We start from the raw sequence: 25,493 nt of genomic DNA on the forward strand, positions 1-25,493 counted from the left end.
GACTCCACGCCCGTCACTTCGAGCATAGCGCAAATATCACCCTCAGAAGACCCCGGGGCGAACTAAGCAATGCGAGCATCAAGACTATGGGATGCTCTCCCGACGCGAAACCACCTCCGCCTATCAGCGCTGATCCTTGGTCCATCCGCGGACTTCGCGCCATCAACCCGTGAAGGGTCGGCTATGCGAGCATGCCGCCGCTTCGGCTGCGCCTATGCGGTGATTGCAGTCCACGGCCGGACACTTCGGGCGCCTGTCGGCGGGGGATGGTCCCCCGCTCCAGCAGGAGCCGCAACATGTCCCTCAATGACGCCCACGCCTTCGCTTTCAGCCTCGCCACGACACTGATGGCGGCGATCGTCATCTTCCAGGCCGGCGACGGCACCCTCTCGGTGACGCCCGCGAGCGAATATGACGGCGACACGGCAGCGATCGTTCACGAGATCGATCCCTTCGCCCCTTAACCGGGGCGAACCGGCGTCGCCGTGCGCAAGGCACTCGCGTTTTCCGCTGCCGCCAAAGCCGATTTTCGGCTATAGTTCGAGCGCGCCGTGGTGGTGGTGGAGGCGCGACCGTCAGACTTATCTTACGGAGGCCACCACCATGATCATTCTCGCAATCCTCGCCTCGCTGGCCGCCATCGGCGCGCTGTGCTGGCTGCTATTCACCCTGGCCGTGTTCGCTCTGCCGGCCTTCGTCGGCGTGACCGTGGGCGCTTGGGCCCACGGGACTGGCGCGGGCGTGCCGGGCGCAATTCTTATCGGCTTGGTCGCCGCGGCCGTCACTCTAGCGGTCGGCCAGCTCGTGATGATATTCGGGCGGCCCGTCTGGCTGAAGCTGATCGTCGCGATCGCTTTCGTCGCCCCAGCCGCACTCGCCGGGTTCCACGCCACACACGGCATCGTCAAGCATCTCATGCCGTCCGAAGCTTGGCAGATCAGCTTCTCCGTCATCGGCGCCATTGCGGTCGGCATCACCGCCCTGATGCGGGTCGCGGGGATGGCAGCGGCTCCAGCCTCGTCCGGCCAGGGCCTTGCGCAGGCCTGATTGCGCTCGACACCTATTGGCGGACCGGAACAGCGTCTGCTCGACACGTCCGCGTTGTCCGACGCGGTTGCAGATGGGGAGTAGCGCGAGGATCGATGCTAGACCCGGCTTCAGGCGGCTATCATTGGAGTGCGGGCGGCCGTCCCAACGGGACCAGGGGCCGACCGACGGCGACCGAGCGGGACGATCTTTCCGGTCGGGGCGACAACGAGGATGCGACACGCGGGCCGGGAGCGGGAGCGAAGGCCGGTGTAGCCTCAATCGATGCCGTTTTGTCGATGCGGGACGGCCGCCATCTTCCCCGATTTCTGACCGTGACTCGACCGCTCCAAACGGCCTCTTCAATGGCCTGATCTGACCGAAGGCCGGCTTCGCCTCGATCGCCTATGACGCAACAGCGGCGTCAAACTTTCTTCCCCTGCCGGCTGCGCCGCCATTCCTCGCGAGACAAGAAAGCCCTCCTTTGCTGTCAGGCCCCTACGGGGTGCGCCGTCGACCGCCTCCGGTCAACCGATCGCCATCGAGGCCGCAATGGTGCGGGCTCGGATACGGAAAACGGAGATTTACAATGGCGACCATCGGCACCTTCAAGAAGACCGGCTCGAACGAGTTCACCGGCGAAATCGTCACCCTCAGCGTCCAGGCCAAGGGCGTGCGCATCGTCCCCGACACCCGCGCTACCGGCGAGAACGCCCCAAGCCACCGGGTTCTGGTCGGCCGCGCCGAGATTGGGGCCGCCTGGTCCAAGCGTTCCAACGAGGGCCGCGACTATCTGGGCCTCAAGCTCGACGATCCGAGCTTCAACGCTCCGATCTACGCCAACCTCTTCGACGACGAGGACGGCGACACCTTCTCGCTGATCTGGTCCCGCCCCAACGGGCGGCGCGGCGACTGAAGCTACGCGCAAGGCCCCGGCCGAAAAGGCCGGGGCCTTCGGCGTCTGAGGCGACCGAATCAGTCAGCGGCTCCAATGACGCCAAACCGGCTTCCCGCAGACGCAAGGTGCTGGAAGCGAAGGCCAAGAACGACTATTATAGTCGTAGTTCTGGCGTGTGCGTAGGTCCGAGTGGGAGGTGATCATGCATGATCACCGCCCGACAATCGCGGGCCGCACGCGCGTTGCTGGGTTGGACACAGGAGACGCTCGCTGACAAGGCTCGGGTCTCTCTGACCGCGCTCAAGCGCCTCGAGTCGGAAAGCGGCTTGCAGGTGTACGAGAGTACGCGAGACGAGGTGAGACGCGCTTTCGAACATGCAGGGATCGTACTTCTCAACTCCGACCACGGCGTGGGAGTGATGCTTGTTGATCGTAAAGGGCAACCCTGACGCTCCGATCCGCGTACCAGCGACACGGCCGGTCGCGCATCGATCTTGCGCAGCGGTCGGAGCTCGAACATCGTTAACAATCAGTTCCAATTCGGATACATGCGCCCGCCGGGGGACGTATTGACGACCAGCGAGTATCTCGACGAGCCGCCGAGTGGTGTGGCGTTGACCGCCTACGATCAGGCGAACGTGAAGCTGTATCTGCGACTTCTCGATGCTGATGCGCAAGGCGCCGCTTGGACGGAGGTTGTCGAGACGCTTTTCGGGATTTCCGCTAACGACGAGCCCGAGCGCGCGGCTCGCGTGCATGGTTCTCACTTGGCGCGCGCACGGTGGATGACACAGAGCGGCTTCGCCGGACTGTTGGCCGACCGAACGCATTGAGGTGATGCGCCTTCCGCATCACGTTCCCCGTCCTTCGTTGTTCCCAGCCCTCTCACAACTTGGAATCGTCATAGCCGCATAACTCGCGTTGAACGAAATTGCGCGGAGGCGGCGGAGGATGTCCAAAGACGATAGCTGGCGGTCCGAAGCCGCTTACGAATACATCGATACGTTAGGCCCCAGTGAACTGGCCTGGGAATTTTTGCGCCGAAACATCGATTACAGATCGAGCTTCCAAGACTTGCTGTCTGATGGCGAAGCATCTGAACAGGAAGCTCAGAGTTTCGCTTCCAAGTGGGGTTTACGATTTCGCCGCAGATCCAAATCTCTCGGCGTTGGATCAGCCAGTCTTCTGGACGCCTCACGTCGACCCGGCGGTCATAGTTCTCTGCGTCCGTCCTGCTGACGACCCCACCGACGCGATCACTTCCGACCGACTTGCAAGATATGTCGTCAGCGAGCCAGACCGTACCTTCGTGCGGCTCTGCATACGCGGAGAGCGGTTCGACGCTGATCTTTCTGGGCTAGCAGCCGGAGGATCAGTCGGTGCGCTGGTTTTACTCGACGCTCTGACGGACGATCGCGTCTGCGCGCTCTCGCGGTTCTGGGCAGCGCTAGCCGGGAGGACCGTTCCTGCGGATGGGCGTCTCACCGCCCAGCGCCGCAAGCGCGCCCGAGACATGCTGCGGGTTATCGATGGTCGCGCCGCAGGTTCTACCTATCGGACGGTGGGTGAGGGAATGTTTCCCCACCACGATCTGGACGCGGCATCTTGGGTCGGCAGCGCCATTCGAGAGACCACGATACGGCTCGCCCGGGACGGCTTGCAGCTCGTCCGCGGCGGCTACCGCTCGTTACTTCGGCACCCGCGTCGGGCGCGCTGACACCGCAGAGGTGTCGAAATTAGCCTGCTTACTTCGACATCGTCCGGCCCGCCCACCTCGCGCCACCGTGCTCGCAATCCGCCGCTTGTTCGAAGCGGCCGCCGCGAGATCACGGAGGTTCGATCATGGCCGACACAGCCGCCCAAATACCGCCACGCTACCTGCGGACCCAGGAGGCTGCCCGCTTTCTCGGCCTTTCTGAGCGTACGCTCGAAAAGCACCGCACCTACGGAACGGGGCCAACCTACCGCAAGCTTGGCGGCCGGGTGGTCTATGGGTTGGATGACCTCCAGACTTGGGCCGACCGGGGCACGGTCACGTCAACGTCGGACCCTCGGGGCGGCATCGTCGCTCCCGCGAAGCGCGCCGCTTCCCCTGACGCCGGCGCTGGCGCGCGCGGCGTCCGCTGAGCTGAAGGTCGATGTTACCCGGACACCGACGGGGGGAACGCGCGCAGCTCGATCTGTTCCGGGCGCTGCCCGGCGATCTCGCCCCACGCGACGCTCAAGACCTGATGGCCTATCCGTTTTTCTCCCTAGCCAAGTCGAAGCGTCTGGCGCCGATCGACTTCAAGGCGGGATCGGTCAAGATCCGCGTCGAAGCCGTGCCCGAGCACGGCATGGCGACCATCTGGGACGCAGATGTTCTCATCTGGGCTGCCTCACAGATCGTCGAGGCCCGGGACGTCGGCTTGCAGCCGTCGCGCCTCATGGCGACCACCCCCTATGAAATTCTCAACTTCATCGGCCGCGGCGTGTCGCTGCGCGACTACGACCGTCTGAAGGCCGCGCTCGACCGGCTTCAGTCGACCACGGTCGCGACCTCGATCCGGCAGCCGACCGAGCGGCGGATGCACCGGTTCTCATGGATTAACGAATGGAAGGAGCGCGCCGATCATCGGGGCCGGCCGCTCGGTCTCGAACTGATCCTACCTGACTGGTTCTACGCGGCCGTCCTCGATGATGCGCTCGTACTGACGATCGACCGCAACTATTTTCGCCTGACCGGCGGGCTCGAACGCTGGCTCTATCGCCTGGTGCGCAAGCACGGCGGCAAGCAGGAGTTCGGCTGGAGCTTCGACTTCCCGCATCTCCACGCAAAGTCCGGCAGCCTCTCGCCGCTCAAGCACTTCGCTTACGACCTGCGCGACATCGTCAAACGCCAGCCACTTCCCGGCTACCGGCTCACCATCGAACAGTGCGTCGGCGCCCCCGAAATCCTGTCCTTCGTGCCGACCGATCCGGATGCCCTCGGCATCCCGCGCCGTCGTCGCCGGACCAAAGCTCACCCTGGGGATAAGCTGTGAATCGTCTCGTGCTATCAGGGACCGGCACTATCGTGCCATCGAGGACCGGACTCTCGTGCTATCGGGGACCGGAATCGTCGATTCCTCGCGCTGAATCAGCAGCTTGCGAGCCCCGTAACTTATCTAACCTAGATTCCTACGGAATCTTTCTAACGCGACCGCCATTTTCGGCCGCTGTGGACGAGTCCCCGATCGCCGGGAGACCGTCATGATCGTCGCGCTGCTCAACCAGAAGGGCGGCGTCGGCAAGACGACACTGGCGTTGCATCTCGCCGGTGAATGGGCACGCCGTGGACGGCGCGTCACGCTGATCGACGCCGATCCGCAAGGCTCGGCGCTCGACTGGTCGCAGCAGCGCAGCCGGGAGGGGCTGGACCGGCTGTTCGGTGTCGTGGGCCTCGCCCGCGACACGCTCCACCGTGAAGCACCGGCGCTGGCGCGCGACGCCGACCATGTCGTCATCGACGGCCCGCCGCGCGTCGCCGGGCTGATGCGCTCGGCGCTGCTGGCCGCCGATCTCGTGCTCATCCCGGTGCAGCCGTCACCGCTCGATGGCTGGGCCTCCGCAGAGATGCTCTCGCTGCTCGGCGAGGCGCGCATCTATCGCCCGCACCTCACCGCCCGCTTCGTGCTGAACCGTTGCGCAGCTCGCACGGTCCTGGCGCGTGAGACGGCTGAGACGCTGGCGGATCACGACCCGCCCTTGCTCTCGACCACGATCGGCCAGCGCATCGTCTTCGCCGATGTCGTGCAGACCGGCCGGCTCGCCGCCGAGCAGGACGAGGATTGCCCTGGCGCGCGCGAGATCGCGGCGCTGGCTGCGGAAGTTGCGAGGATCGGCGTATGAGCGGGCGGTCCCCGAAACGCAGCTTCGCGGCGCGTCCCGCCGATCCCGAAGACTGGATCAAGGCGCCCGATCGCCACGCCGCCCGCGGTCAGGCCGCCGAGGACTTCGCGGCCCGCCTGACGATAGACGTCACCGCCGACATGCGCGGCCGCATCAAGATTGCCGCCTTTCGGCGAGGCCAGACCGTCGCCGACATGCTGCGCGCGCTGTTCGAGCGCGAATTCCCGCCCCCGTCAGGAGAAGCACAATGACCGGGCTTGTCGCCGCGCCAGAACACGTCGGCCGTGCTGCCGCCGTGCTGCCGCCCGAAGCGTTCACCCAGGTCGAACTCGTCTGGATCGAGAAGCAGACGGAGCACTGGGTTCGCTTCGGCCGCGAGCGGCGCGAGCAGATCCTCGACCGCCGCCGTCGCATCCTCTTCTTCCCTCCCGGCAGCGTCTTCGCGCTCGTGCGCTGGGCAGCGAACGAGCATGGCACCGTTCTCTCGCGGCTCGACATCCTGCGCACGGTTGAACGCGGCGCAGCGTGCCAGACCGTTCCGACGGTCACGCCCGGCGCAGAGGTTCTGCTGCACGTCGATGGCTGGCCGAAGGTTGAGCGCGTGCTCCAGCTTATCGACGCCATCGAGGCGCGAGGCATCGATCCGATCGAGGTTTCGCCCGACCATTGGCGTCACGTCCACAATCGGATGACCGTGGGCGAAACGCCGCGCGCTTATGGTCTTCGGCAACATCGCGCCTTTCTCCTGCGCCGGGAGATCGGCGCATGACCCGGCTCTCCTATGCGATCGTCACGACAATGGCCGTGTCGCTTCTTGGCGTCGCTTCGATCGCTTCGTTCGCGCCGCGCCTGATCTGGAACGCGTCCGCCAGTACGCCGGTCGGCTTCTACACGATCGGCGAACCCGGGCCGGTCGCCGTGACCGATCTGGTCGCGGTGGATGCTCCTGAACCACTCGCCACCTTCCTGTCGGATGGCGGCTACCTGCCGCGCGGCGTGCCGCTCTTGAAGCGCGTCGCCGCGCTCCCGGGACAGCGGGTCTGTCGCACCGGGCTCGCCATCACCGTCGACGGCGCGCCGATGGGCGACGCCCTCGCTCGCGATCGTCGCGGCCGTCCGCTCCCGATCTGGCAGGGCTGCCGATTGGTCGCGAACGGCGAGCTGTTCCTGATGAATTGGCAGGTCCGAGACAGCCTGGACGGACGCTATTTCGGCCCGCTTCCCGCCACCGCCGTGATCGGCCGGGCCACCCCTCTCTACACCGACGAGGACGGCAATGGCCGCTTCGTCTGGCGTGCGCCGACGCGGTGACGGCGCGCCCATGACCCTGTCCACCGCAATCTGAAGGAGACGACCCATGCCCGTGATCGGTCAATTCACGCGCGAGAATGATGGCTTCATCGGCCACCTGACGACGCTGTCCTTGCATCAGGACATCATCATCGTCGCGGCCGAGCCGTCCGATGCCGAGAACGCGCCGGACTACCGTGTCCATGTGCTCGACACCATGAGCAACGAGACCGGCGCGGAGATCGGCGCGGGCTGGAAGCGCACCGGCGAGAAGGCCGGCGACTACGTCTCGCTGCAACTCGACGATCCGACCTTCGACCATCCGATCCGCGCCAATCTGTTCCAGTCGGCTGACGACAAGTCCGCCTGGGGTCTGCATTGGAATCGCCCGCCGAAGCGCGGCGAGCGGGACTGAACGATGCCCGCCCCGCGCTGCCAGCGTGCCGTCGGAGGGAGGATCGCCCTCCGACGTGCAGCCCTCCTTCTCCTTTCCGGCCTGATCCTCGCCGCACCGGGGGCAAGCCCGGCCAGTGCACAGGAGGCGCCGGCTGATCGGCCGTCGCGCAACGATCCCTACGGCGCTTTCATCGCCGAGGCAGCGCAAAGGTTCGGCGTTCCGGAAGCATGGATACGCGCCGTCATGCGCGTGGAAAGCGCAGGCGATGTGCGCGCCATCTCATCCGCCGGAGCAATGGGCCTGATGCAGGTCATGCCCGCCACCTGGGCCGAACTGCGCGTGCGCCATCGGCTCGGCGGCAATCCCTACGACCCACGCGACAACATTCTGGCAGGCGCTGCGTATCTGCGTGAGATGCACGACCGCTACGGTTCGCCCGGCTTCTTGGCGGCCTACAACGCCGGTCCGGGCCGCTACGAAGAGTATCTCGCCGGCCGCCCATTGCCGGCTGAAACGCGCGCCTATGTCGCCGCGCTTGCCCCCGTTGTCGGCGGTGGTGACCTCACCGGCCCCGTCGTTGTGGCGGCAGCCGATCCGCTGGCTTGGACGCGGGCGCCGCTCTTCGTCGTGCAGTCTGCTGGCAGCGGACCTGCCGCGTCGGTGCAGTCTGAGAGCGCACCGGATGCCACGACGGCGTCCGCCCCGGAGCGCGATCACGGCCCGATGGCTTCGCGCACCGATAGCCTTTTCGTCGCGCGCAATGTCCCCGGTGGCCCGCGATGACCGCGTTCGCATCGGCTCGCACTGTGGCGTGTTCTGGCGGACGAAGGGCGGTCCGGAAAGGGGGAGCAGTCAGCACAACCGCACGATGGCGAGATAAAAGCCGGCGATGTGCGGCTCGGTGCGGTCGTGTGTTTTCAAGGACTTATAGCGCATTCGCGCGAGGTGCGCCTGATCGGCGCAGCCTGCGCATCCGCCATTTTGCCAAGGCTTTCCGCGCGTTCGCGCGATGTGCGGGGCCTTGGCCATGAGCGGCGAGGACGATTTCCGTATCCGGCCTGGCCGCATCCGTTCGACCCGGGCGCAGCAGGCGCGGCCCTTCATCGCCCAGGCGCTCGCCGCCGCGCAGCGGGCCGGTGGACGCGTCTCGCGCTCCGGCCAGATCAGCAAGGGCAATCGCTCGCGGTTCGGACGCGGGCAGCGCGCGACGGTGCAGGCCAATCGGCTGCTCACGAGCCGATCGCGGAACACGGTCATCAAGACACGCGTCGTCCGTCATAGCGCGCGGGCCGCGCCGCTCGCAGCGCACCTCAGCTATCTCCGCCGCGAGGGCGTCACCCGGGATGGGGAGAAGGCGCGCCTGTTCGATCCCGAAACCGAGGACGCCGATCCGAAGGCCTTCGCCGGGCGCACCCAGGACGATCGACATCACTTCCGGTTCATCGTCTCGCCCGAGGACGCGACCGAGATGAGCGACCTCAAGACCTTCACGCGCGAGCTGATGGGCCAGATGGAGAAAGACCTCGGCACCAAGCTCGACTGGGTCGGCGTCGATCACTGGAACACCGACAATCCGCATGTCCACATCATCCTGCGTGGGCGCACTGATGACGGCCAGGACCTCGTCATCTCCCGCGACTACATCAAGGAGGGCATGCGCGCCCGCGCGCAGGATCTCGTCACCCAGGAGTTGGGACCGCGCACCGAGCAGGAGATCCGGCGCAACCTGGGGCGTCAGGTCGAGGCGGAACGCTGGACCGATCTCGATCGCCAGATCGCCCGCGACAGCTATCGTACGGGCGTCGCCGACCTCGCCCCACATCCCGATCGGCAGCCCGACGAATTCCACGCGCTGAAGGTCGGTCGGCTGCGCAAGCTGGAAACACTCGGCCTCGCCGATCAGCTCGGTCCCGGCCAGTGGGTCGTATCGGAGAATGCCGAGAAGACGCTGCGCGCGCTGGGCGAGCGCGGCGACATTATCAAGCGCATCCACCGCGGCCTGACCGAACGCGGCATCGAGCGCGGCGCCGCGAGCTATGTGCTCGCCGCCGAGAGCATTGACGATCCGGTCATCGGCCGGCTGGTCGACCGCGGCCTCGATGACGAGCTGAAGGGCACGGCCTATGCCGTGGTCGACGGCACCGACGGGCGCACCCACCACATCAAGCTGGCCGATCTCGACGCCGCCGGGGACAGCGCACCGGGTTCGATCGTCGAGCTGCGCAAGTTCGACAACGCGCAGGGCCGCCGGCGTGTCGCGCTCGCCGTTCGCTCGGATCTCGATATCGAGCGGCAGGTCCATGCGACCGGGGCCACCTGGCTCGACCGGCAGGCGATCGCCCGCGAGCCGGTAGCGCTCGGTGGCGGCGGCTTCGGCGCGGAGGTGCGTCAGGCGATGGACCGGCGCGCCGACCATCTGATCGCCCAGGGGCTTGCCGAGCGGCAGACGCGCGGCGTCAGCTTCTCGGAGGGGCTGATCGAAACCTTGCGCCAGCGCGAGGTCGAAGCGCTCGGCGAGAAGCTCGCGGCCGAGACCGGCCGGCCATTCACCAAGGCCGGAACGGGCGAGTATGTGACAGGCACCTATCGGCAGCGCTTCGCGCTCGCCTCCGGCCGCTTCGCCATGATCGACGACGGCCTCGGCTTCCAGCTCGTGCCCTGGTCGCCCTCTCTCGAACGTCAGCTCGGCCAGCATGTCTCCGGCGTCTCGCGCGGCGGCGGCGGCGTCGACTGGAGCTTCGGCCGCAATCGCGGCCTGGGCATGTAGTCCAACCAAGAAAGGAGTGCCCCGCCATGTCGGCGACGAAAATCCTCTGGGGTCAGATCCTCACCGTCTTCCTGATCGTGTTGATGACGACCTGGGGCGCGACACAATGGACGGCCTATCGTCTCGGCTTCCAGCCTCAGCTCGGACTGCCCTGGTTCGAACTGGCGGGCTGGCCGATCTACTATCCGCCCGCCTTCTTCTGGTGGTGGTACTTCTACGACGCCTATGCGCCACCGATCTTCGTCGAAGGCGCCTACATCGCCGCGTCGGGCGGCTTCATCTCTATCGCCGTCGCGATCGGCATGTCGGTGTGGCGGGCACGCGAAGCGAAGAACGTCGAGACCTATGGCTCGGCCCGCTGGGCGCGCCCTGACGAAGTGAAGGCCGCGGGCCTGCTCGGTCCGGATGGCGTCGTGCTCGGCAAACACGAGCGCGACTATCTTCGGCATGATGGCCCCGAGCATGTGCTGTGCTTCGCGCCAACGCGTTCCGGCAAGGGCGTGGGCCTGGTCGTGCCATCGCTGTTGACCTGGCCGGGCTCGGCGATCGTCCATGACATCAAGGGCGAGAACTGGACGCTCACCGCCGGCTATCGCGCTCGGCATGGCCGCGTGCTGCTGTTCGATCCGACAAACGCGAAGTCGGCCGCCTACAATCCGTTGCTCGAGGTGAGACGCGGCGAGTGGGAAGTGCGCGACGTGCAGAACATCGCGGACATTCTGGTCGACCCGGAAGGCTCGCTCGAGAAGCGGAACCACTGGGAAAAGACGTCGCACGCGCTGCTGGTCGGCGCGATCCTACATGTCCTCTATGCCGAGGCCGACAAGACATTGGCAGGCGTCGCCGCCTTCCTATCCGATCCCAAGCGCCCGATCGAGTCGACCCTCGCTGCGATGATGAAGACCGCCCATCTCGGCGAGGCCGGCCCGCATCCCGTCATCGCCAGCGCGGCGCGCGAGCTGCTCAACAAATCTGACAACGAGCGGTCCGGCGTGCTGTCGACCGCGATGTCATTCCTCGGTCTGTATCGCGATCCCATCGTGGCCGAGGTCACCCGCCGCTGCGACTGGCGCATCGCCGACATGGTCGGCGGCAAGCACCCGACCACGCTCTACCTCGTTGTGCCGCCGTCTGACATCAACCGCACCAAGCCGCTGATCCGCCTGATCCTCAACCAAGTCGGGCGACGGTTGACCGAGGACTTGCAGGCAAAGGGCAACCGACACCGCCTACTGCTCATGCTCGACGAGTTTCCGGCCCTCGGGCGCCTGGACTTCTTCGAGAGCGCGCTCGCCTTCATGGCGGGCTACGGGCTGAAGGCTTTCCTCATCGCCCAGTCGCTGAACCAGATTGAGAAGGCCTACGGCCCGAACAACTCGATCCTCGACAACTGCCATGTCCGGGTGAGCTTCGCGACCAATGACGAGCGGACCGCAAAACGCGTTTCGGACGCGCTCGGCACCGCCACCGAGATGAAGGCCATGAAGAACTATGCCGGCCACCGCCTTTCGCCCTGGCTCGGCCACATGATGGTGTCGCGCTCGGAGACTGCCCGGCAACTGCTCACGCCGGGCGAGATCATGCAGCTTCCGCCGTCCGACGAGATCGTCATGGTCGCCGGCATCCCACCGATCCGCGCTAAGAAGGCCCGCTACTACGAGGATCGGAGATTTCAGGAGCGCATCCTCACGCCGCCCACACTCACCAAACCGACGAGCGCCAGGGTCGACGACTGGAGCGCACTCGCCATACCGGAACGCCCCGTGCTGAACACCGCCATCGTCGCGGACGACGTGGCCGACGATGATCCGACGGATTCCGAACGCCGACATCAGCCCGAACTGAGCCGCACCAAGACTGTGGAGCGAAAGCCGGTCACCGAAAACGAATTCGAGATCGATCCCCGCGATGACGTCGAGGAGGACGCTGCTCGGCTCAGCCGCATGACCCAGACCATGCGCCAGGTTGCCCGACAGGCTTCGCTCGATCCGGGCGATGGCATCGAGTTGTAGGAGGTGCCAGTGAGCAAGCCGCCGAAGAAGCAGCGCCTGTCCGTCTATCTCGATCCGGACGTGATGAAAGCACTGGCGGCGCATGCAGCCCGACGCGATCTCTCGCTGTCGCTCGTAGCCGAGGCCGGCATCGCATCGTTCCTCTCGCCGGACGCGGCCGAACGACAGGAAGCGGCGACCACGAAGCGGCTCGATCAGCTCGACCGGCGTATGGCGCGCATGGAGCGCGACCTTGGCATATCGGTCGAGACGCTCGCCGTGTTCATCCGCTTCTGGCTGACGTCCAATCCGCCGCTCCCAGAGCCGGCACAGATTGCGGCGCGCGCCAAGGCGGCCGAGCGCTACGAAGCCTTCGTTACCGCGCTCGGCCGAAGACTCGCGCAGGGACCGAAGCTTAGGCAGGAGATTTCGGAAGACATCGGGCCAGATTAAACCGCCTGAGCGTTCGTCGCCCAATGACGGGTTGCCGAATTGGGCAGCTTCAAACCAGAGCGCGTGATGCGCACTCAATCATCGCCGCCCGCTCGTCAACGACTTCCATGTAGCCGACCAGTCGCCGAAGCTTCGCTGACTCAAGCACTAACGATTGGCGGAAATCGAACGGCGGCGGCTCGGGGACTGGCCTAGGCATCGGCGGAAGGATGGACAGCCGTTCGCTCATGGTCGGCGTCACTTCCTCACCAACATTGAAAATCTCGTTGCGACCGTTGGCATGGGTCGCCGCAGTAACAATCGCATGGGCGACGTTCCGGACATACCCATGGGTCCACCGCCAATGCGGAGCCCCGGCGAAACCATAGATCGTACCAAGGTCGCCATTGTCCTCGGGACCATAAACCTTTGGTAGTCGCAAGATCGTCCATCCCGGCAACGGACTATTCCGAAGAACTTCCTCGGCAAGAATCTTCTCGTAGTCACGCGCGTAGTCGCCGAGCTGCTCCTCCATTCCGCGGTAAGGAAAGAGTTCCGAACGAAGAGGCGCATCTTCAGTCAACGGGACGGGGTCCAGCGGGCCAAGCTCCTTGCGTGTCCATCGACCATAAGCGCGATAAACATCTAAGCTTGAGATCAACGCCAGGCGGTTAGTGCGACCCGCAAAGGCCTCTACGGCAGCTCTGGCGTCCGTTTCTCCCATCGCCACCATGTGGACCACAAGATCCCAGTCCCGGAGGACAGTCGGGGGGAACTTGGTGATGGGATATCTCGCGCCCGGGTCGAGAATGTGGTCGACCCCCGGAAGTACCAGATTGCTGGTTTGGCCGCGGTGAAACACTGAAACCTCTGCTCCAGCGTCATGCAGATGCCGGACTACATGTGCGCCGATGAAGCGCGTACCGCCGATGACGAGAGCTTTCAAAGCCTTGATCCTGTCGCTCTTGCGATGTCGCGCACTCATCCGTTCGTAGCAGGCAAGCGACGCCGTGCGTAGGCGACTCACCATGGATCACGCTGTACGGCGCGCCAACCCCTGGGCACCTCGCGCGCGACGCGGAATAATTGTTGATCGCAAGCATCGCAAGTATTCGGGTGTCCCGCCGTTTCCCTGTCTTTGTACGCCACAGTACGACGGCCACATGATCGTTGTTGTCAGGCCATGATTTCTGCCTCTTCTACTCATCCCCGATCCAGGGCCGCGCTTCGCGGACCCGCCAGAGAACGGGGACGACGTGGCGCCAAATCACCAGAAATCGGAGGCGATCCTTCGCGGTGCGCGCATGCTTCGCACGGCTCTCGGGTCCGCGATCGCCACGTTTCTGGAAGACCCCACGATCGTCGAGGTGATGCTCAACCCCGATGGGCGGCTCTGGGTCGACCGGCTTTCGGAGGGCCTCTCAGACACGGGTGAACGGCTGTCGCCTGCCGACGGCGAGCGCATCGTTCGTCTGGTCGCCCATCATGTCGGCGCCGAGGTTCACCCGGGCGCGCCCCGCGTCTCCGCCGAGTTGCCCGAGACGGGGGAGCGGTTCGAGGGACTGTTGCCGCCCGTCGTGTCTGCCCCGGCCTTTGCGATCCGCAAGCCTGCTGTCGCGGTATTCACGCTCGACGATTACGTCTGGACCGGCGTCATGGCGGCCGATCAGGCCGAGACACTGCGTCAGGCCGTCGCTGATCGTCGAAATATTCTGGTCGCGGGCGGCACCTCGACCGGCAAGACCACGCTCGCCAACGCACTTCTAGCCGAAGTCTCCAAGACCTCCGATCGCGTCGTCCTGATCGAGGACACGCGCGAGCTGCAGTGCGCAGCACCCAACCTCGTCGCCATGCGGACGAAGGACGGCGTCGCCTCCCTTTCCGACCTTGTCCGTTCCTCTCTACGTCTGCGCCCCGATCGCATTCCGATCGGCGAAGTTCGCGGAGCCGAGGCGCTCGACCTGCTGAAGGCCTGGGGCACTGGCCACCCAGGCGGCGTCGGCACCATTCACGCCGGCACCGCGATCGGCGCGCTGCGCCGCATGGAGCAGCTCATCCAGGAAGCAGTCGTCACCGTTCCACGCGCGCTGATCGCCGAGACGATCGATCTAGTCGCCGTGCTTTCGGGCCGGGGGGCGTCGCGCCGTTTGGCTGAACTCGCCCGCGTCGAGGGCCTCGGCTCCGACGGCGACTACCGCGTCACCCCCGCAAGCCAGCCCCTCACAGGAGACCCGTCATGATCAAGCATGCCCTGCGCATCCGCCGCCATATCGCTACGGCGGTGTCCGTCAGCTTCCTCACACTCGCGCTGGCGCCGGCGGCCCATGCGTCGGGCTCGTCGATGCCGTGGGAGGCGCCCCTCCAGTCCATCCTCGAATCCATCGAGGGCCCCGTAGCCAAGATCATCGCGGTGATGATCATCATTATCACCGGCCTGACGCTCGCCTTTGGCGACACGTCCGGGGGGGCGCGCAAGCTGATCCAGATCGTGTTCGGTCTATCTATCGCCTTCGCCGCGTCGAGCTTCTTCCTGTCGTTCTTCTCGTTCGGCGGCGGGGCGCTCGTCTGATGGCCGACGGCGCGGATCATGGCGGCGAACTGCCGGGCTTCTCAGTCCCGGTCCACCGGGCGCTGACCGAGCACATCCTGCTCGGCGGCGCGCCGCGTTCGCTGGCCATCCTCAACGGCACGCTGGCCGCCGCGCTCGGGCTCGGCCTGCGCCTCTGGCTAGTCGGCCTGGGCCTCTGGGCTCTCGGGCACTTTGCCGCCGTCTGGGCCGCCAAGCGCGATCCGCAGTTCGTCGACGTCGTGCGCAAGCATCTGCGCATCCCCGGTCACCTGTCGGTCTGAGGAGCGGCGCGATGATGAACCTTGCCGAATATCGCAACCGCAACATCCGCCTTGCCGATTTCCTGCCTTGGGCCGCGCTTGCGGGCGAGGGCGTGGTCCTCAACAAGGATGGCAGCCTGCAGCGCACCGCGCGCTTCCGCGGCCCCGACCTCGACAGCGCCGTGCCGGCTGAGCTGGTCGCTGTCGCGGGCCGCCTCAACAACGCGTTCCGTCGCCTCGGCTCCGGCTGGGCCATCTTCGTGGAGGCGCAGCGCCATGGCGCCGCGACCTATCCCGCCAGCACGTTCGCCGATAGCGCCTCAGCGCTGGTCGATGCCGAACGCAAGGCCGACTTCGAGGAAGCCGGCGCGCATTTCGAGTCCAGCTACTTCCTCACCTTCCTCTATCTGCCGCCGGCCGAGGATGCCGCCCGTGCCGAGACCTGGCTCTACGAAGGCCGCGATCACGCCGGTGTCGATGCGCATGAGATCCTGCGCGGCTTCATCGATCGGACCGATCGTGTCTTGAACCTGATCGACGCCTTCATGCCCGAATGCGCCTGGCTCACTGATGGCGAAACGCTGACCTATCTGCATTCGACGGCATCGACGAAGCGCCATCGTGTCCGCGTGCCCGAGACGCCGATGTACCTGGATGCGCTGCTCGCCGACCAGCCGCTCACCGGCGGCCTGGAGCCCCGGCTTGGGGACGCCCATGTTCGCATCCTCACCATCGTCGGCTTCCCGACGGCGACGACGCCCGGCATCCTCGACGAGCTGAACCGACTCGCCTTTCCCTATCGCTGGTCGACGCGGGCCATCTTGCTCGACAAGACCGACGCCACCAAGCTGCTGACGAAGATCCGGCGGCAATGGTTCGCCAAGCGCAAGTCCATCGCCGCCATCCTCAAGGAGATCATGACCAACGAGGCGTCGGCGCTCGTTGACACCGACGCGGCCAACAAGGCGGCCGACGCCGACATGGCGTTGCAGGAGCTGGGCGCCGACTATGCCGGCCAGGCCTATGTGACCGCCACGATCACGGTCTGGGACGACGATCCGCGCATTGCCGCCGAGAAGCTCCGGCTGGTCGAGAAGGTCATTCAGGGCCGCGACTTCACGGCGATGGCCGAGACCATCAATGCCGTGGACGCCTGGCTGGGCTCTCTGCCCGGCCACGTCTACGCCAATGTCCGCCAGCCACCCATCAGCACCTTGAATCTCTCCCACATGATCCCGCTGTCGGCAGTGTGGGCGGGACCGGAACGGGACGAGCACTTCGATGCACCCCCACTGCTTTACGGCAGAACGGAGGGCTCGACGCCGTTCCGGCTTTCCATACATGTCGGCGACGTCGGCCATACGCTGATCGTCGGGCCGACCGGTGCCGGCAAATCCGTGCTTCTCGCACTCATGGCGCTTCAGTTCCGGCGCTATCCGCAATCCCAGGTCTTCGCCTTCGACTTCGGCGGATCGATCCGGGCGGCGGCCCTCGCGATGCGAGGCGACTGGCATGATTTGGGCGGTGGGCTGACCGACGGCGCTGATGATAGCGTTTCGCTTCAGCCGCTGGCCCGCATCGACGATGTCGCCGAGCGCGCCTGGGCCTCCGACTGGCTGATCGCAATCCTCTCCCGCGAGAGCGTGCCGGTCACGCCCGAGGTCAAGGAACACCTCTGGTCGGCGCTATCGTCGCTGGCGTCGGCACCAGTCGCGGAGCGCACGCTGACCGGCCTATCCGTGCTGCTCCAGTCCAACGACCTGAAGCAGGCGCTGCGACCCTATTGCGTCGGCGGCCCCTATGGCCGGCTCTTGGACGCCGAGTCTGAACATCTCGGAGAGGCGCATGTCCAGGCCTTCGAGACCGAAGGGCTGATCGGCACTGGCGCCGCCGCCGCCGTGCTCGCCTATCTTTTTCATCGCATCGAGGACCGCTTGGACGGCCGGCCGACACTCCTGATCGTCGATGAAGGCTGGCTCGCCCTCGACGACGAAGGTTTTGCCGGTCAGCTCCGCGAGTGGCTGAAGACGCTACGCAAGAAGAATGCGAGCGTCATCTTCGCCACCCAGTCGCTTTCCGACATCGACGGGTCAGCGATCGCGCCTGCGATCATCGAGAGCTGCCAGACACGCATCCTCCTGCCGAACGAGCGGGCTATCGAGCCGCAGATCACCGCCATCTACCGCCGCTTCGGCCTCAATGATCGCCAGATCGAGATTCTGGCGCGGGCGATGCCGAAGCGGGACTATTACTGTCAGTCGCGCCGCGGAAATCGGCTGTTCGAGCTGGGACTCTCCGATGTCGCGCTCGCGCTCTGCGCCGCCTCTTCCAAGCAGAAGCAGGCTCTCATTGCCGACGTCCACGCGCGCAGTGGCGCCTCCGGCTTTCTCGCCGAATGGCTGGCGGTGAACGGTCTCGCCTGGGCCGCAGACCTCATCCCCGATCTCACGAACGTCAATCCGCAAGCAGAACAGGAGGTATTGCCATGACACGCTCGATCAGTACGCGCTCGCGCGCCCTGCGATTTGCCGCGACCATCATTGCGGCGCCGATCACCATCTCGCCTTTCATCAGCACGCCGGCGGCGGCGCAGTTCGGCGGTATCGTCTACGATCCGACCAACTACGCGCAGAATGTGCTGACCGCCGCCCGGACGCTCCAGCAGGTCAACCAGCAGATCACGCAGCTTCAGAACGAAGCGACGATGCTGATCAATCAGGCCCGCAACCTCGCGAGTCTCCCATACTCGTCGCTCCAGCAGCTCCAGCAGTCTGTCCAACGGACCCAGCAGCTCCTCCGGCAAGCGCAGGGCATCGCCTACGACGTCCAGCGCATCGACCAAGCGTTCACCTCCACCTACGGCAACGCGTCCATGTCCGCCTCCGATCAGGCGCTCGTCGCGCAAGCCCGGGAGCGCTGGCAGAACACAGTCGGTGGGTTGCAGGACGCAATGCGCGTCCAGGCCGGCGTCGTCGGCAACATCGACACCAACCGCGCGGAGATGTCGGCGTTGGTTGGCCAGAGCCAAGGCGCCACCGGCGCTCTGCAGGCAACGCAGGCCGGCAATCAGCTCCTCGCGCTTCAAGCCCAGCAGCTTGCCGACCTCACCGCCGTGGTCGCCGCCAACGGACGGGCTCGGAGCCTCTCCGAGGCCGAACGTGCCGCCGCTGCCGAGCAGGGGCGAGAGCAGCGCCGTCGCTTCCTCACGCCCGGCAGCGGCTATCAGCCGGGCAATGCCCGCATGTTCCCGAACGGCGGAAACTGAGCGTGGCCATGGACGGCAAGCTGCTTGCTCGCATCGGCGCCGTGGTCTTCGTCGCGGTCGCGATCACCGCAACCGCGATCGAGATGACCCGGAAGGAAGCGACGCCCGAGCGGTGGCCGTCGGGCCGTACAGTCGAAGCGCCGGCCGATCCGTTGCGCGATGCGCTGATACGATGCCAGGCCCTCGGCGAAGAAGGTCCTCGCGATCCGGAATGCCGTCTCGCCTGGGCCGAGAACCGGAGACGTTTCCTGGCGCCAGGGGCCCGACCTCTGGAAAGGCTGCCTCAATCATCTCCGACACGGCCGGAGGGCCTCACGCCGCAAGCGCAACCCGGCATCGCGCCCACGCCGACCGACAAAGAAGCGCGGTAACACGATGGGCAATACCGGCGTCATCGACCATTTCCTCGAAGTCTTCACTCGCTACATCGACAGCGGGTTCGGACTGCTCAGCGGCGAAGTAGCTTTTATCGCCACCACGCTGATCGTCATCGATGTGACGCTCGCGGCGCTCTTCTGGAGCTGGGGCGCCGAAGACGACATCATGGCTCGGCTGGTCAAGAAGACGCTGTTCGTCGGCGTCTTCGCCTACATCATCGGCAACTGGAACAACCTGGCCCGCATCATTTTCGAGAGCTTTGCCGGCCTCGGCCTCAAGGCGAGCGGAACCAGCTTCTCGACCGCCGACCTCATGCGTCCAGGCAAGGTCGCGCAGACTGGTCTCGATGCCGGCCGACCGTTGCTCGATTCCATCTCCAGCCTGATGGGCTACTGGTCGTTCTTTGAGAACTTCATCCAGATCGCCTGCATGTTCCTCGCCTGGGCGCTGGTGCTGCTGGCCTTTTTCATCCTCGCCATCCAGCTCTTCGTCACACTTATCGAGTTCAAGCTGACGACGCTCGCCGGCTTCGTGCTGATCCCGTTCGGCCTGTTCGGCAAGTCGGCCTTTATGGCCGAGCGCGTGCTCGGCAACGTCATTTCGTCCGGCATTAAGGTGCTGGTGCTCGCCGTCATCATCGGCATCGGCTCGACGCTCTTTTCCGAGTTCACATCCGGATTCGGCGGCCAGAACCCCTCGATCGACGAGGCGATGGCCATCGTTCTCGCCGCTCTCTCGCTACTCGGCCTCGGCATCTTCGGGCCGGGCATTGCCACCGGCCTCGTGTCGGGCGGCCCACAGCTCAGCGCAGGCGCGGCGGTCGGAACAGGTCTCGCCGCTGGCGGCATGGTCGCGCTCGGCGCTGGCGCCGTTGGCGCAGCCGCTTCCGGTGGCGCAGCCTTGGCGGGAGGCGCAGCAGCAGCTGCCCGCGGCGGCGCCACGATCGCAGGCGGCGCATCGACAGCCTACAGTCTCGGCGCAGCCGGACGGTCCGGTGCAGCCGGTGTCGCATCCGGTCTCGGCGGCGTCGCTCGTGCAGGCGGCAGTGCCGCCGTTTCTCCCCTGCGCCGTGCCGCCTCCCGTGCAGCCGACAGCATGAAGTCCAGCTTCAATGCCGGCGGCAAGGCGGCTTTCGAAGCCACTGGCGGAACATCGACCATGGGCTCGATCGGGGGTGATGCCGCCGGCGATGGCGCGGCTCAGGCGGCCGCTGGCGGCCCACCGGCCTGGGCGCAGCGCATGCGGCGCTCCCAACGCACAACCCACGCCGTGCAGGCCACGGCTCACGCCGTCCGCTCCGGCGACGCCCATGGCGGCGGCTCTTCCGTCAATCTTTCCGAAGGCGACCGCTGATGTTCAAACGACCCTCCACCCATTACGGCAAGGCCCCCGAACCGGAGACGCCCTACCAGCGTGCGGCTCAGGTCTGGGACGATCGCATCGGCGCCTCGCGCGTCCAAGCCAAGAACTGGCGCCTCATGGCGTTCGGCTCCCTGATCCTCTCGGCCGGCTTCGCCACTGCGCTTGTCGTGCAGTCGGCACGCGGCACCATCGTGCCATGGGTTGTGCAGGTCGATCGCCTCGGACAGGCGCAGGCGGTCGCGCCCGCTGAAGCAGACTATCGGCCGACCGACCCACAGATCGCCTTCCACCTGGCGCGCTTCATCGAACAGGTCCGCAGCATCCCGGCCGATGCGATCATCGTTCGCCAGAACTGGCTACGCGCCTACGATTTCACGACCGATCGCGGCGCAATGGCGCTCAACGACTACGCCCGGTCGAACGACCCGTTCACGCGGGTCGGCCGTCAGCAGGTCGCCGTCGACGTCTCCAGCGTCATCCGGGCCTCTCCGGACAGTTTCCGCGTCGCCTGGGTCGAGCGGCGCTACGAGAACGGCCAGCTCGCCGAAACAACACGCTGGACCGCGATCCTGACGATCGTCGTGCAGGTGCCTCGCAATGCCGATCGGCTGAGGGCGAACCCGCTCGGCATCTACGTCAACGCCATCAACTGGTCACGGGAGCTTGGGCAATGAAGTCGCCTTTCCGTAAAGCCGGCAACCCGGCTTCGCACACATCCGAAATTCCGGCTCTACGGAGGGCGGCGATTCCGATGGTCCTGCTCGCGACGACCGCGCTTGCGGGCTGCGCCACCACCAATCCGCCCCCCGAGATTTCCTACGACAACGCGGCTCCCGCCGTGCAGACCGTCGATCCGCCAGCGCCGGTCACCGTGGTCGAGCTGCCGCGCCCGCTGCCGCTGCCCGGCCAGTTGCAACGCGTGGAGCCTTCGCGGCGCGCGCCCGAGCCGACAGATCCGACCGCGCGGGTGAACCAGGCCAATGCCGCAGCCCGCATCCAGCCGGTGCGCGACGGCTTCATCAATTCGATGCAGGTCTACCCGTTCACGCAAGGGGCGCTCTATCAGGTCTATACGGCCGTCGGTCAGATCACTGACATCGCGTTGCAGCCGGGCGAGCAGCTGGTCGGCGCCGGTCCCGTCGCCGCCGGCGATACGGTGCGCTGGATCATCGGCGACACCGAAAGCGGATCGGGACCGACGCGGCAAATCCATATCTTGGTGAAGCCCACGCGGGCCGACCTGATGACGAACCTCGTCATCAACACCAACTTGCGCACCTATCACATGGAGCTTCGCTCGACGGAGCGGACCTACATGGCCTCCGTCTCCTGGCAGTATCCGCAGGACCAGCTCATCGCGCTGCGCCGGCACAACGCCGAGGCCCAAGCCGCCCAGCCGGTGGCAAGCGGGGTCGACCTCGCCAACGTCAACTTCCGCTACGCGATCGAGGGCGACCGCGCGCCGTGGCGACCGCTTCGCGCCTTCGATGACGGCCGCCAGGTCTTCATCGAGTTCCCGCGTGGCATCGGCCAAGGCGAGATGCCGCCGCTCTTCGTCGTCGGTCCCGAGGGCAATACCTCCGAGCTGGTGAACTACCGCGTGCGTGGGCACCACATGATCGTCGACCGTCTCTTCGCCGCCGCCGAGCTGCGCTTCGGCGCGGGCGACCGCCAGCGGCGCGTTCGCATCACCCGCACCGACGGGAGGCCAACCTCGTGAGCGAGAACCCGCCCCGGAAGGAGGAAGTGCCGGACGAGGACGCGCAGCCGCTGACCGGCGAGCCGGCCAGCGCCGCGCCGATGCGACTGCGCGCAGAACCGCCGCGCGTCACTCGACTGTCGCGCAAAGTTCTCGCAGGCGTGGGTTTGGTCGCCAGTGTCGGGCTTGGGGGCGCCCTGATCTACGCCCTTCAGACCCGCGATGGAGGTCGGCCGAAGGAAGAGCTGTATTCGACGGATAACCGCTCCACGGCAGACGGTCTGGCGGGCTTGCCGCGTGATTACAGCGGCGTGCCGCGCCTTGGTCCGCCTCTGCCAGGCGACCTCGGCCGGCCGATCGTCGGCGCTCAGGATCGTGGACAGCCTGTACCGGCGCCGAATGTCGCCACGCCCATCCCTGGTATCAGTCCAGAGGAACAACGGCGTCTTCAAGAAATCGAGACCGCACGGACCAGCCGGCTGTTCTCCGGTACGGAGACCCGCGCCGGTACGGCCGCGACAGCTCCAGCCCTCGCGCCGCCACCAGCACCGGACCTTGCCAGCCTCGGTCTCGCGCCATCGCCGTCGACACCTTCAGCGCAGGATCGCCAAAACGCTTTTCTCAACGCGGCGGCAGATCGCAGGACCGTAGCGCCGGATAGAGTTGCAGCGCCGGTCTCACCGAACATCCTGCAGGCCGGTGCGGTGATCTCCGCCGCACTGATTACCGGCATCCGCTCCGACCTTCCGGGCCAAATCACAGCTCAAGTCACGGAGAACATCTACGACAGCCCGACCGGCCGCATCCTTCTCGTTCCGCAGGGCACCCGTGTCATCGGCCAGTACGACAACAATGTGCAGTTCGGTCAAAGTCGCGTGCTGCTCGTTTGGAACCGGCTGATCCTCCCAAATGGACGCTCGATCGTGCTTGAGCGTCAGCCCGGCGCCGATGCCGAGGGCTTCGCTGGTTTGCAGGACGGCGTCGATTATCACTGGTGGGATCTCGCCAAGGCGGCCGGACTCTCGACGCTACTAAGCGTCGGCGCAGAACTCGCTGTGAACGATGAAGACCGGCTCTTGCGGGCCATTCGCAATGGCGGTCAGGACACGTTCAATCAAGCCGGGCAGGACATTGTCCGCCGCCAACTCAACATCGCCCCGACACTGACGATCAGACCGGGATTTCCCGTCCGCGTCATCGTCACTCGCGACATCGTACTCGAGCCCTACGGAGGATGAGAATGGCGAGCCTGAAGCTTAGCGCAATTACTGACGATAAGCCTATTAAGGTGACGGTTGAACTGCCCGCGCAGCTCCACCGCGATCTCTCCACTTATGCTCAGGCGCTGGCGCAAGAGGCGGGTCAGCCGGCTGTCGACCCGGTTCGCCTGATCGTCCCCATGCTCGAGCGTTTCATCTCCACAGACCGTGGATTTGCCAAATTTCGCCGCCAGGCTGGCGGTTAAGCTGAAGCGTGGCGGCGCAAGCGTTTGGTCAGATTTTTCAAAGCCGGGTTGGTACTGTCGTCAGACCAGATAGCACTCCAGCAGAAACGATCCGCTGTCTGAATGGAGACGAGCTGCAGGCCTGGGTAGGTCGCGCCGAGCATCGACTTGGCCGCTAGCGTCAGGCCAAACCCCTCTTCGACGAGATACATGAGGTTGTCCCGCCCGACGCGCTGCAACGAAATGCGCGGTTTACGTCCGAATCTCCGAAGCTGGGCACCGATCACCTCCGCCACCTTCAATCCGAAGGCATCGGAGCTGACCAAGAACGTCTCGTCCGCCAAGTCACGCCAGCGAACAGCAGCGTTTTTTCCAATAGGATGCTCCGCTGGCGCGGCAACGAGCAGAGGCTCGTCCCAAATCCGAACCGCGTTACAGCCTTCGATTTGCGGCTCACCGATCACGAAGGCGATGTCGAGCTGTCCGCGCGATATACCCGCAACGTTATCGTCCAGGGCGGCTTCCTCGACGCGGATTCTAATGCCGGGGTAGCTCGCCCGAAAGCTGGCGAGAAGCTCGGGAAGCGGCCCTTGAGCAAGCGTGCCCATTAGGCCGATCCGCAATTGTCCATCGTGGCCACGGCGGAGCAAAGCTAGTTCCTTGACGGCCCGGTGGAGTTGCTCCGCCCCGACGCGAGCCTCCTGAAGAAAATGGCTTCCCACCGGTGTCAGAGCGACGCCCGTCCTGCGCCGATCGAAGAGAACGATGCCGAGCCGTCGCTCCAGGAGTTGTACGCGACGGGTCAAAGTCGACTGGTTCACGCCGACAGCCTGTGCAGCCCGCCGAAAAGATCCGTATTCCGCCGCCAAGTGGGCGTATCGCAGGTATCTCAAGTCGAGGGCGAGATCCGGCATGTCGACGGGATCAGGCCGATAGACTCGGAACAGGTTGGGCTTTCCATAATGCGGCGCGCCCTGGATTCGCCAGCCACGCTGCGGTTTGCGCCCAAAAGCTCTGCTGATGCTTGGCGTGAAAGAGATCAAAATGTCCGATCTCGGAAACTCCAAGGTCGGCAGGTGCTATGACGGTCAATGTCGTTCGCGCACCTTTGTAATATCCAAGGCTGCGGTTCACCGCCTGAACGGAGCCGTACGGATCATCCGCCGCTGTCACTGCTAAGAGCGGTCCGGTAAACGCCGCGAGCCGATCGAGGATCATCTGCCTCTGTGCTGCGGGGAAGCTACGGTCGACCTCCGCGCGGCGGAAAGCCCATTCAAACGCCACGCCCGCCGGCAGATCTTCTAGCCAGCCTAGCGCTCGACCGGGAAAATATCCGAGCAGAGCCGCGAGCAGCGGCATGACGGCATGCCACTTCAGGACAAAGCCAAGCCGCTGGCGCGGTGCATAGTCACGCCAGTAGGCAAACTGCGCCCCGACAGTGAGCATTGCGGCGCAACGCTCGAACCCCGCCGCCAGGCCGGGCAAGAAGCCGCCGATGCTATGTCCGACCACCATCACCGGTCGACCCGCGGCCAATGCACACGCGAAATCGAGTGCGGCCGCAAAATCCAGTGTTCCCCAGTCACTCCATCGGAATGCCGCCTTTCTCAGGCGTTTTGGGCGTGAGCGACCTATGCCCCGGTAGTCGTAGGTCACAACATCAAAGCCGCACGTCGCAAGATACGCCGCGTACCGATGGTAGTACCTAGCAAGCACGCTGACGTGACCCCCGTTTCTCATCCAGCCATAACGAGAGTCCTGGGTTGATCTGAACTGGGGTTGTTGGGGTTGGCAAGAGGCCGGTCAGCGCAGCCCCCAACCAGCGCAGCTGACCGGCCGATCTGT

Annotated in this window: 32 protein-coding genes; 29 read left to right on the forward strand and 3 right to left on the reverse strand. The window is 65.6% G+C overall.

Translation table 11 applies throughout. The annotated features are described in order from the left end of the window. Positions 1 to 296 precede the first annotated feature (296 nt). From ACO2Q1_RS06815 to ACO2Q1_RS06900, 18 genes are all read left to right on the forward strand, one after another. On the forward strand, positions 297 to 464 hold the full coding sequence (locus ACO2Q1_RS06815; protein ID WP_167381816.1) for a hypothetical protein: 168 nt from the start codon (positions 297 to 299) through the stop codon (positions 462 to 464). Between the two features lie 139 nt (positions 465 to 603). Next, positions 604 to 1,047: a hypothetical protein gene (locus ACO2Q1_RS06820; protein ID WP_086490820.1), complete on the forward strand. Its 444-nt coding sequence runs from the start codon at positions 604 to 606 to the stop codon at positions 1,045 to 1,047. Positions 1,048 to 1,615: 568 nt separating this feature from the next. Then, positions 1,616 to 1,942: a DUF736 domain-containing protein gene (locus tag ACO2Q1_RS06825; protein ID WP_086490821.1), complete on the forward strand. Its 327-nt coding sequence runs from the start codon at positions 1,616 to 1,618 to the stop codon at positions 1,940 to 1,942. 188 nt (positions 1,943 to 2,130) lie between these two features. Then, positions 2,131 to 2,373 (forward strand): helix-turn-helix domain-containing protein, encoded by a 243-nt coding sequence (locus ACO2Q1_RS06830; RefSeq protein WP_086490822.1) that lies wholly within the window; start codon positions 2,131 to 2,133, stop codon positions 2,371 to 2,373. A 120-nt stretch (positions 2,374 to 2,493) separates the two neighbouring features. Beyond that, entirely contained in the window at positions 2,494 to 2,757 is a 264-nt protein-coding gene (locus ACO2Q1_RS06835) for a DUF2285 domain-containing protein (protein ID WP_206046140.1), read from the forward strand. A gap of 118 nt (positions 2,758 to 2,875) precedes the next feature. Beyond that, positions 2,876 to 3,163, forward strand: coding sequence for a transcriptional regulator domain-containing protein (locus ACO2Q1_RS06840; protein WP_423328747.1), 288 nt, complete (start codon positions 2,876 to 2,878; stop codon positions 3,161 to 3,163). Positions 3,164 to 3,233: 70 nt separating this feature from the next. Then, positions 3,234 to 3,641 (forward strand): DUF2285 domain-containing protein, encoded by a 408-nt coding sequence (locus tag ACO2Q1_RS06845; RefSeq protein ID WP_423328773.1) that lies wholly within the window; start codon positions 3,234 to 3,236, stop codon positions 3,639 to 3,641. A 125-nt stretch (positions 3,642 to 3,766) separates the two neighbouring features. After that, positions 3,767 to 4,051, forward strand: coding sequence for a helix-turn-helix transcriptional regulator (locus ACO2Q1_RS06850; protein ID WP_086490825.1), 285 nt, complete (start codon positions 3,767 to 3,769; stop codon positions 4,049 to 4,051). 11 nt (positions 4,052 to 4,062) lie between these two features. After that, on the forward strand, positions 4,063 to 4,947 hold the full coding sequence (locus ACO2Q1_RS06855) for a replication initiator protein A (protein ID WP_086490826.1): 885 nt from the start codon (positions 4,063 to 4,065) through the stop codon (positions 4,945 to 4,947). Between the two features lie 208 nt (positions 4,948 to 5,155). Beyond that, on the forward strand, positions 5,156 to 5,794 hold the full coding sequence (gene parA / locus ACO2Q1_RS06860; protein ID WP_086490827.1) for a ParA family partition ATPase: 639 nt from the start codon (positions 5,156 to 5,158) through the stop codon (positions 5,792 to 5,794). Further along, complete coding sequence (locus ACO2Q1_RS06865) at positions 5,791 to 6,045, forward strand: hypothetical protein (protein ID WP_086490828.1); 255 nt, start codon at positions 5,791 to 5,793, stop codon at positions 6,043 to 6,045. The genes parA and ACO2Q1_RS06865 overlap by 4 nt, the downstream gene beginning before the upstream one ends. Beyond that, positions 6,042 to 6,563, forward strand: coding sequence for a DUF2840 domain-containing protein (locus tag ACO2Q1_RS06870; RefSeq protein WP_086490829.1), 522 nt, complete (start codon positions 6,042 to 6,044; stop codon positions 6,561 to 6,563). The genes ACO2Q1_RS06865 and ACO2Q1_RS06870 overlap by 4 nt, the downstream gene beginning before the upstream one ends. Next, positions 6,560 to 7,105: a S26 family signal peptidase gene (locus ACO2Q1_RS06875; RefSeq protein ID WP_086490830.1), complete on the forward strand. Its 546-nt coding sequence runs from the start codon at positions 6,560 to 6,562 to the stop codon at positions 7,103 to 7,105. Before ACO2Q1_RS06870 ends, ACO2Q1_RS06875 begins: the two co-directional genes overlap by 4 nt. Positions 7,106 to 7,151: 46 nt before the next feature. Then, positions 7,152 to 7,499 carry a DUF736 domain-containing protein gene (locus tag ACO2Q1_RS06880; RefSeq protein WP_086490831.1) on the forward strand — a complete coding sequence of 116 codons (348 nt, stop codon included), beginning with the start codon at positions 7,152 to 7,154 and terminating at the stop codon, positions 7,497 to 7,499. A gap of 3 nt (positions 7,500 to 7,502) precedes the next feature. Next, positions 7,503 to 8,264, forward strand: coding sequence for a lytic transglycosylase domain-containing protein (locus ACO2Q1_RS06885; RefSeq protein ID WP_086490832.1), 762 nt, complete (start codon positions 7,503 to 7,505; stop codon positions 8,262 to 8,264). Between the two features lie 244 nt (positions 8,265 to 8,508). Continuing rightward, positions 8,509 to 10,248, forward strand: a complete 1,740-nt coding sequence (locus tag ACO2Q1_RS06890) for a VirD2 family relaxase/mobilization nuclease (protein ID WP_086490833.1) — start codon at positions 8,509 to 8,511, stop codon at positions 10,246 to 10,248. Between the two features lie 26 nt (positions 10,249 to 10,274). Continuing rightward, entirely contained in the window at positions 10,275 to 12,260 is a 1,986-nt protein-coding gene (locus ACO2Q1_RS06895) for a conjugal transfer protein TraG (RefSeq protein WP_086490834.1), read from the forward strand. Between the two features lie 9 nt (positions 12,261 to 12,269). Continuing rightward, complete coding sequence (locus ACO2Q1_RS06900) at positions 12,270 to 12,692, forward strand: CopG family transcriptional regulator (RefSeq protein ID WP_086490835.1); 423 nt, start codon at positions 12,270 to 12,272, stop codon at positions 12,690 to 12,692. Between the two features lie 49 nt (positions 12,693 to 12,741). Here the strand turns inward: ACO2Q1_RS06900 and ACO2Q1_RS06905 are convergent, their stop codons facing one another. Next, positions 12,742 to 13,617 carry an NAD-dependent epimerase/dehydratase family protein gene (locus ACO2Q1_RS06905; RefSeq protein ID WP_167381817.1) on the reverse strand — a complete coding sequence of 292 codons (876 nt, stop codon included), beginning with the start codon at positions 13,615 to 13,617 and terminating at the stop codon, positions 12,742 to 12,744. 358 nt (positions 13,618 to 13,975) lie between these two features. Between ACO2Q1_RS06905 and trbB the strand changes: the two genes are divergently transcribed. The 11 genes from trbB to ACO2Q1_RS06960 are packed head-to-tail and all read left to right on the forward strand — an operon-like array spanning position 13,976 to position 23,669. After that, entirely contained in the window at positions 13,976 to 14,911 is a 936-nt protein-coding gene (gene trbB / locus ACO2Q1_RS06910) for a P-type conjugative transfer ATPase TrbB (RefSeq protein ID WP_423328774.1), read from the forward strand. After that, positions 14,908 to 15,240 carry a TrbC/VirB2 family protein gene (locus tag ACO2Q1_RS06915; RefSeq protein WP_086490838.1) on the forward strand — a complete coding sequence of 111 codons (333 nt, stop codon included), beginning with the start codon at positions 14,908 to 14,910 and terminating at the stop codon, positions 15,238 to 15,240. Before trbB ends, ACO2Q1_RS06915 begins: the two co-directional genes overlap by 4 nt. Continuing rightward, positions 15,240 to 15,521 (forward strand): VirB3 family type IV secretion system protein, encoded by a 282-nt coding sequence (locus ACO2Q1_RS06920; RefSeq protein WP_086490839.1) that lies wholly within the window; start codon positions 15,240 to 15,242, stop codon positions 15,519 to 15,521. The genes ACO2Q1_RS06915 and ACO2Q1_RS06920 overlap by 1 nt, the downstream gene beginning before the upstream one ends. A gap of 11 nt (positions 15,522 to 15,532) precedes the next feature. Beyond that, complete coding sequence (gene trbE / locus ACO2Q1_RS06925) at positions 15,533 to 17,989, forward strand: conjugal transfer protein TrbE (protein ID WP_086490840.1); 2,457 nt, start codon at positions 15,533 to 15,535, stop codon at positions 17,987 to 17,989. Next, positions 17,986 to 18,765, forward strand: a complete 780-nt coding sequence (gene trbJ / locus ACO2Q1_RS06930; protein WP_423328748.1) for a P-type conjugative transfer protein TrbJ — start codon at positions 17,986 to 17,988, stop codon at positions 18,763 to 18,765. Before trbE ends, trbJ begins: the two co-directional genes overlap by 4 nt. An 8-nt stretch (positions 18,766 to 18,773) precedes the next feature. Then, positions 18,774 to 19,136 carry a putative entry exclusion protein TrbK-alt gene (gene trbK-alt / locus ACO2Q1_RS06935; protein ID WP_086490973.1) on the forward strand — a complete coding sequence of 121 codons (363 nt, stop codon included), beginning with the start codon at positions 18,774 to 18,776 and terminating at the stop codon, positions 19,134 to 19,136. 4 nt (positions 19,137 to 19,140) lie between these two features. Continuing rightward, the gene (trbL, locus tag ACO2Q1_RS06940) at positions 19,141 to 20,496 is read left to right on the forward strand and encodes a P-type conjugative transfer protein TrbL (RefSeq protein WP_086490842.1); all 1,356 of its coding nucleotides are present in this window, start codon (positions 19,141 to 19,143) and stop codon (positions 20,494 to 20,496) included. After that, positions 20,496 to 21,179 carry a conjugal transfer protein TrbF gene (gene trbF / locus ACO2Q1_RS06945; RefSeq protein WP_086490843.1) on the forward strand — a complete coding sequence of 228 codons (684 nt, stop codon included), beginning with the start codon at positions 20,496 to 20,498 and terminating at the stop codon, positions 21,177 to 21,179. Before trbL ends, trbF begins: the two co-directional genes overlap by 1 nt. Further along, positions 21,176 to 22,225 carry a P-type conjugative transfer protein TrbG gene (gene trbG, locus ACO2Q1_RS06950; protein ID WP_086490844.1) on the forward strand — a complete coding sequence of 350 codons (1,050 nt, stop codon included), beginning with the start codon at positions 21,176 to 21,178 and terminating at the stop codon, positions 22,223 to 22,225. Before trbF ends, trbG begins: the two co-directional genes overlap by 4 nt. Beyond that, on the forward strand, positions 22,222 to 23,442 hold the full coding sequence (locus ACO2Q1_RS06955; RefSeq protein WP_086490845.1) for a TrbI/VirB10 family protein: 1,221 nt from the start codon (positions 22,222 to 22,224) through the stop codon (positions 23,440 to 23,442). Before trbG ends, ACO2Q1_RS06955 begins: the two co-directional genes overlap by 4 nt. 2 nt (positions 23,443 to 23,444) lie before the next feature. After that, positions 23,445 to 23,669: a DUF2274 domain-containing protein gene (locus ACO2Q1_RS06960; protein ID WP_086490846.1), complete on the forward strand. Its 225-nt coding sequence runs from the start codon at positions 23,445 to 23,447 to the stop codon at positions 23,667 to 23,669. Here ACO2Q1_RS06960 and ACO2Q1_RS06965 read toward each other — a convergent pair. Next, entirely contained in the window at positions 23,666 to 24,562 is an 897-nt protein-coding gene (locus ACO2Q1_RS06965) for a LysR family transcriptional regulator (RefSeq protein WP_086490847.1), read from the reverse strand. The genes ACO2Q1_RS06960 and ACO2Q1_RS06965 overlap by 4 nt on opposite strands. Before the next feature lie 10 nt (positions 24,563 to 24,572). Further along, positions 24,573 to 25,388: an alpha/beta fold hydrolase gene (locus ACO2Q1_RS06970; protein ID WP_423328750.1), complete on the reverse strand. Its 816-nt coding sequence runs from the start codon at positions 25,386 to 25,388 to the stop codon at positions 24,573 to 24,575. Between the last annotated feature and the right edge of the window lie 105 nt (positions 25,389 to 25,493).

The sequence above is a fragment of the Brevundimonas sp. VNH65 genome, from assembly GCF_049445955.1.
In the GTDB taxonomy this organism is placed as follows: domain Bacteria; phylum Pseudomonadota; class Alphaproteobacteria; order Caulobacterales; family Caulobacteraceae; genus Brevundimonas.

What these genes read in the sequence shown, in the direction of transcription:
- ACO2Q1_RS06815 (WP_167381816.1), top strand. Translation starts at nt 297, where the DNA reads ATGTCCCTCAATGACGCCCACGCCTTCGCTTTCAGCCTCGCCACGACA.
- ACO2Q1_RS06820 (WP_086490820.1), top strand. Translation starts at nt 604, where the DNA reads ATGATCATTCTCGCAATCCTCGCCTCGCTGGCCGCCATCGGCGCGCTG.
- ACO2Q1_RS06825 (WP_086490821.1), top strand. Translation starts at nt 1,616, where the DNA reads ATGGCGACCATCGGCACCTTCAAGAAGACCGGCTCGAACGAGTTCACC.
- ACO2Q1_RS06830 (WP_086490822.1), top strand. Translation starts at nt 2,131, where the DNA reads ATGATCACCGCCCGACAATCGCGGGCCGCACGCGCGTTGCTGGGTTGG.
- ACO2Q1_RS06840 (WP_423328747.1), top strand. Translation starts at nt 2,876, where the DNA reads ATGTCCAAAGACGATAGCTGGCGGTCCGAAGCCGCTTACGAATACATC.
- ACO2Q1_RS06850 (WP_086490825.1), top strand. Translation starts at nt 3,767, where the DNA reads ATGGCCGACACAGCCGCCCAAATACCGCCACGCTACCTGCGGACCCAG.
- ACO2Q1_RS06855 (WP_086490826.1), top strand. Translation starts at nt 4,063, where the DNA reads ATGTTACCCGGACACCGACGGGGGGAACGCGCGCAGCTCGATCTGTTC.
- parA (WP_086490827.1), top strand. Translation starts at nt 5,156, where the DNA reads ATGATCGTCGCGCTGCTCAACCAGAAGGGCGGCGTCGGCAAGACGACA.
- ACO2Q1_RS06865 (WP_086490828.1), top strand. Translation starts at nt 5,791, where the DNA reads ATGAGCGGGCGGTCCCCGAAACGCAGCTTCGCGGCGCGTCCCGCCGAT.
- ACO2Q1_RS06870 (WP_086490829.1), top strand. Translation starts at nt 6,042, where the DNA reads ATGACCGGGCTTGTCGCCGCGCCAGAACACGTCGGCCGTGCTGCCGCC.
- ACO2Q1_RS06875 (WP_086490830.1), top strand. Translation starts at nt 6,560, where the DNA reads ATGACCCGGCTCTCCTATGCGATCGTCACGACAATGGCCGTGTCGCTT.
- ACO2Q1_RS06880 (WP_086490831.1), top strand. Translation starts at nt 7,152, where the DNA reads ATGCCCGTGATCGGTCAATTCACGCGCGAGAATGATGGCTTCATCGGC.
- ACO2Q1_RS06885 (WP_086490832.1), top strand. Translation starts at nt 7,503, where the DNA reads ATGCCCGCCCCGCGCTGCCAGCGTGCCGTCGGAGGGAGGATCGCCCTC.
- ACO2Q1_RS06890 (WP_086490833.1), top strand. Translation starts at nt 8,509, where the DNA reads ATGAGCGGCGAGGACGATTTCCGTATCCGGCCTGGCCGCATCCGTTCG.
- ACO2Q1_RS06895 (WP_086490834.1), top strand. Translation starts at nt 10,275, where the DNA reads ATGTCGGCGACGAAAATCCTCTGGGGTCAGATCCTCACCGTCTTCCTG.
- trbB (WP_423328774.1), top strand. Translation starts at nt 13,976, where the DNA reads ATGCTTCGCACGGCTCTCGGGTCCGCGATCGCCACGTTTCTGGAAGAC.
- ACO2Q1_RS06915 (WP_086490838.1), top strand. Translation starts at nt 14,908, where the DNA reads ATGATCAAGCATGCCCTGCGCATCCGCCGCCATATCGCTACGGCGGTG.
- ACO2Q1_RS06920 (WP_086490839.1), top strand. Translation starts at nt 15,240, where the DNA reads ATGGCCGACGGCGCGGATCATGGCGGCGAACTGCCGGGCTTCTCAGTC.
- trbE (WP_086490840.1), top strand. Translation starts at nt 15,533, where the DNA reads ATGATGAACCTTGCCGAATATCGCAACCGCAACATCCGCCTTGCCGAT.
- trbJ (WP_423328748.1), top strand. Translation starts at nt 17,986, where the DNA reads ATGACACGCTCGATCAGTACGCGCTCGCGCGCCCTGCGATTTGCCGCG.
- trbK-alt (WP_086490973.1), top strand. Translation starts at nt 18,774, where the DNA reads ATGGACGGCAAGCTGCTTGCTCGCATCGGCGCCGTGGTCTTCGTCGCG.
- trbL (WP_086490842.1), top strand. Translation starts at nt 19,141, where the DNA reads ATGGGCAATACCGGCGTCATCGACCATTTCCTCGAAGTCTTCACTCGC.
- trbF (WP_086490843.1), top strand. Translation starts at nt 20,496, where the DNA reads ATGTTCAAACGACCCTCCACCCATTACGGCAAGGCCCCCGAACCGGAG.
- trbG (WP_086490844.1), top strand. Translation starts at nt 21,176, where the DNA reads ATGAAGTCGCCTTTCCGTAAAGCCGGCAACCCGGCTTCGCACACATCC.
- ACO2Q1_RS06960 (WP_086490846.1), top strand. Translation starts at nt 23,445, where the DNA reads ATGGCGAGCCTGAAGCTTAGCGCAATTACTGACGATAAGCCTATTAAG.
- ACO2Q1_RS06965 (WP_086490847.1), bottom strand. Translation starts at nt 24,562, where the DNA reads ATGCCGGATCTCGCCCTCGACTTGAGATACCTGCGATACGCCCACTTG.
- ACO2Q1_RS06970 (WP_423328750.1), bottom strand. Translation starts at nt 25,388, where the DNA reads ATGAGAAACGGGGGTCACGTCAGCGTGCTTGCTAGGTACTACCATCGG.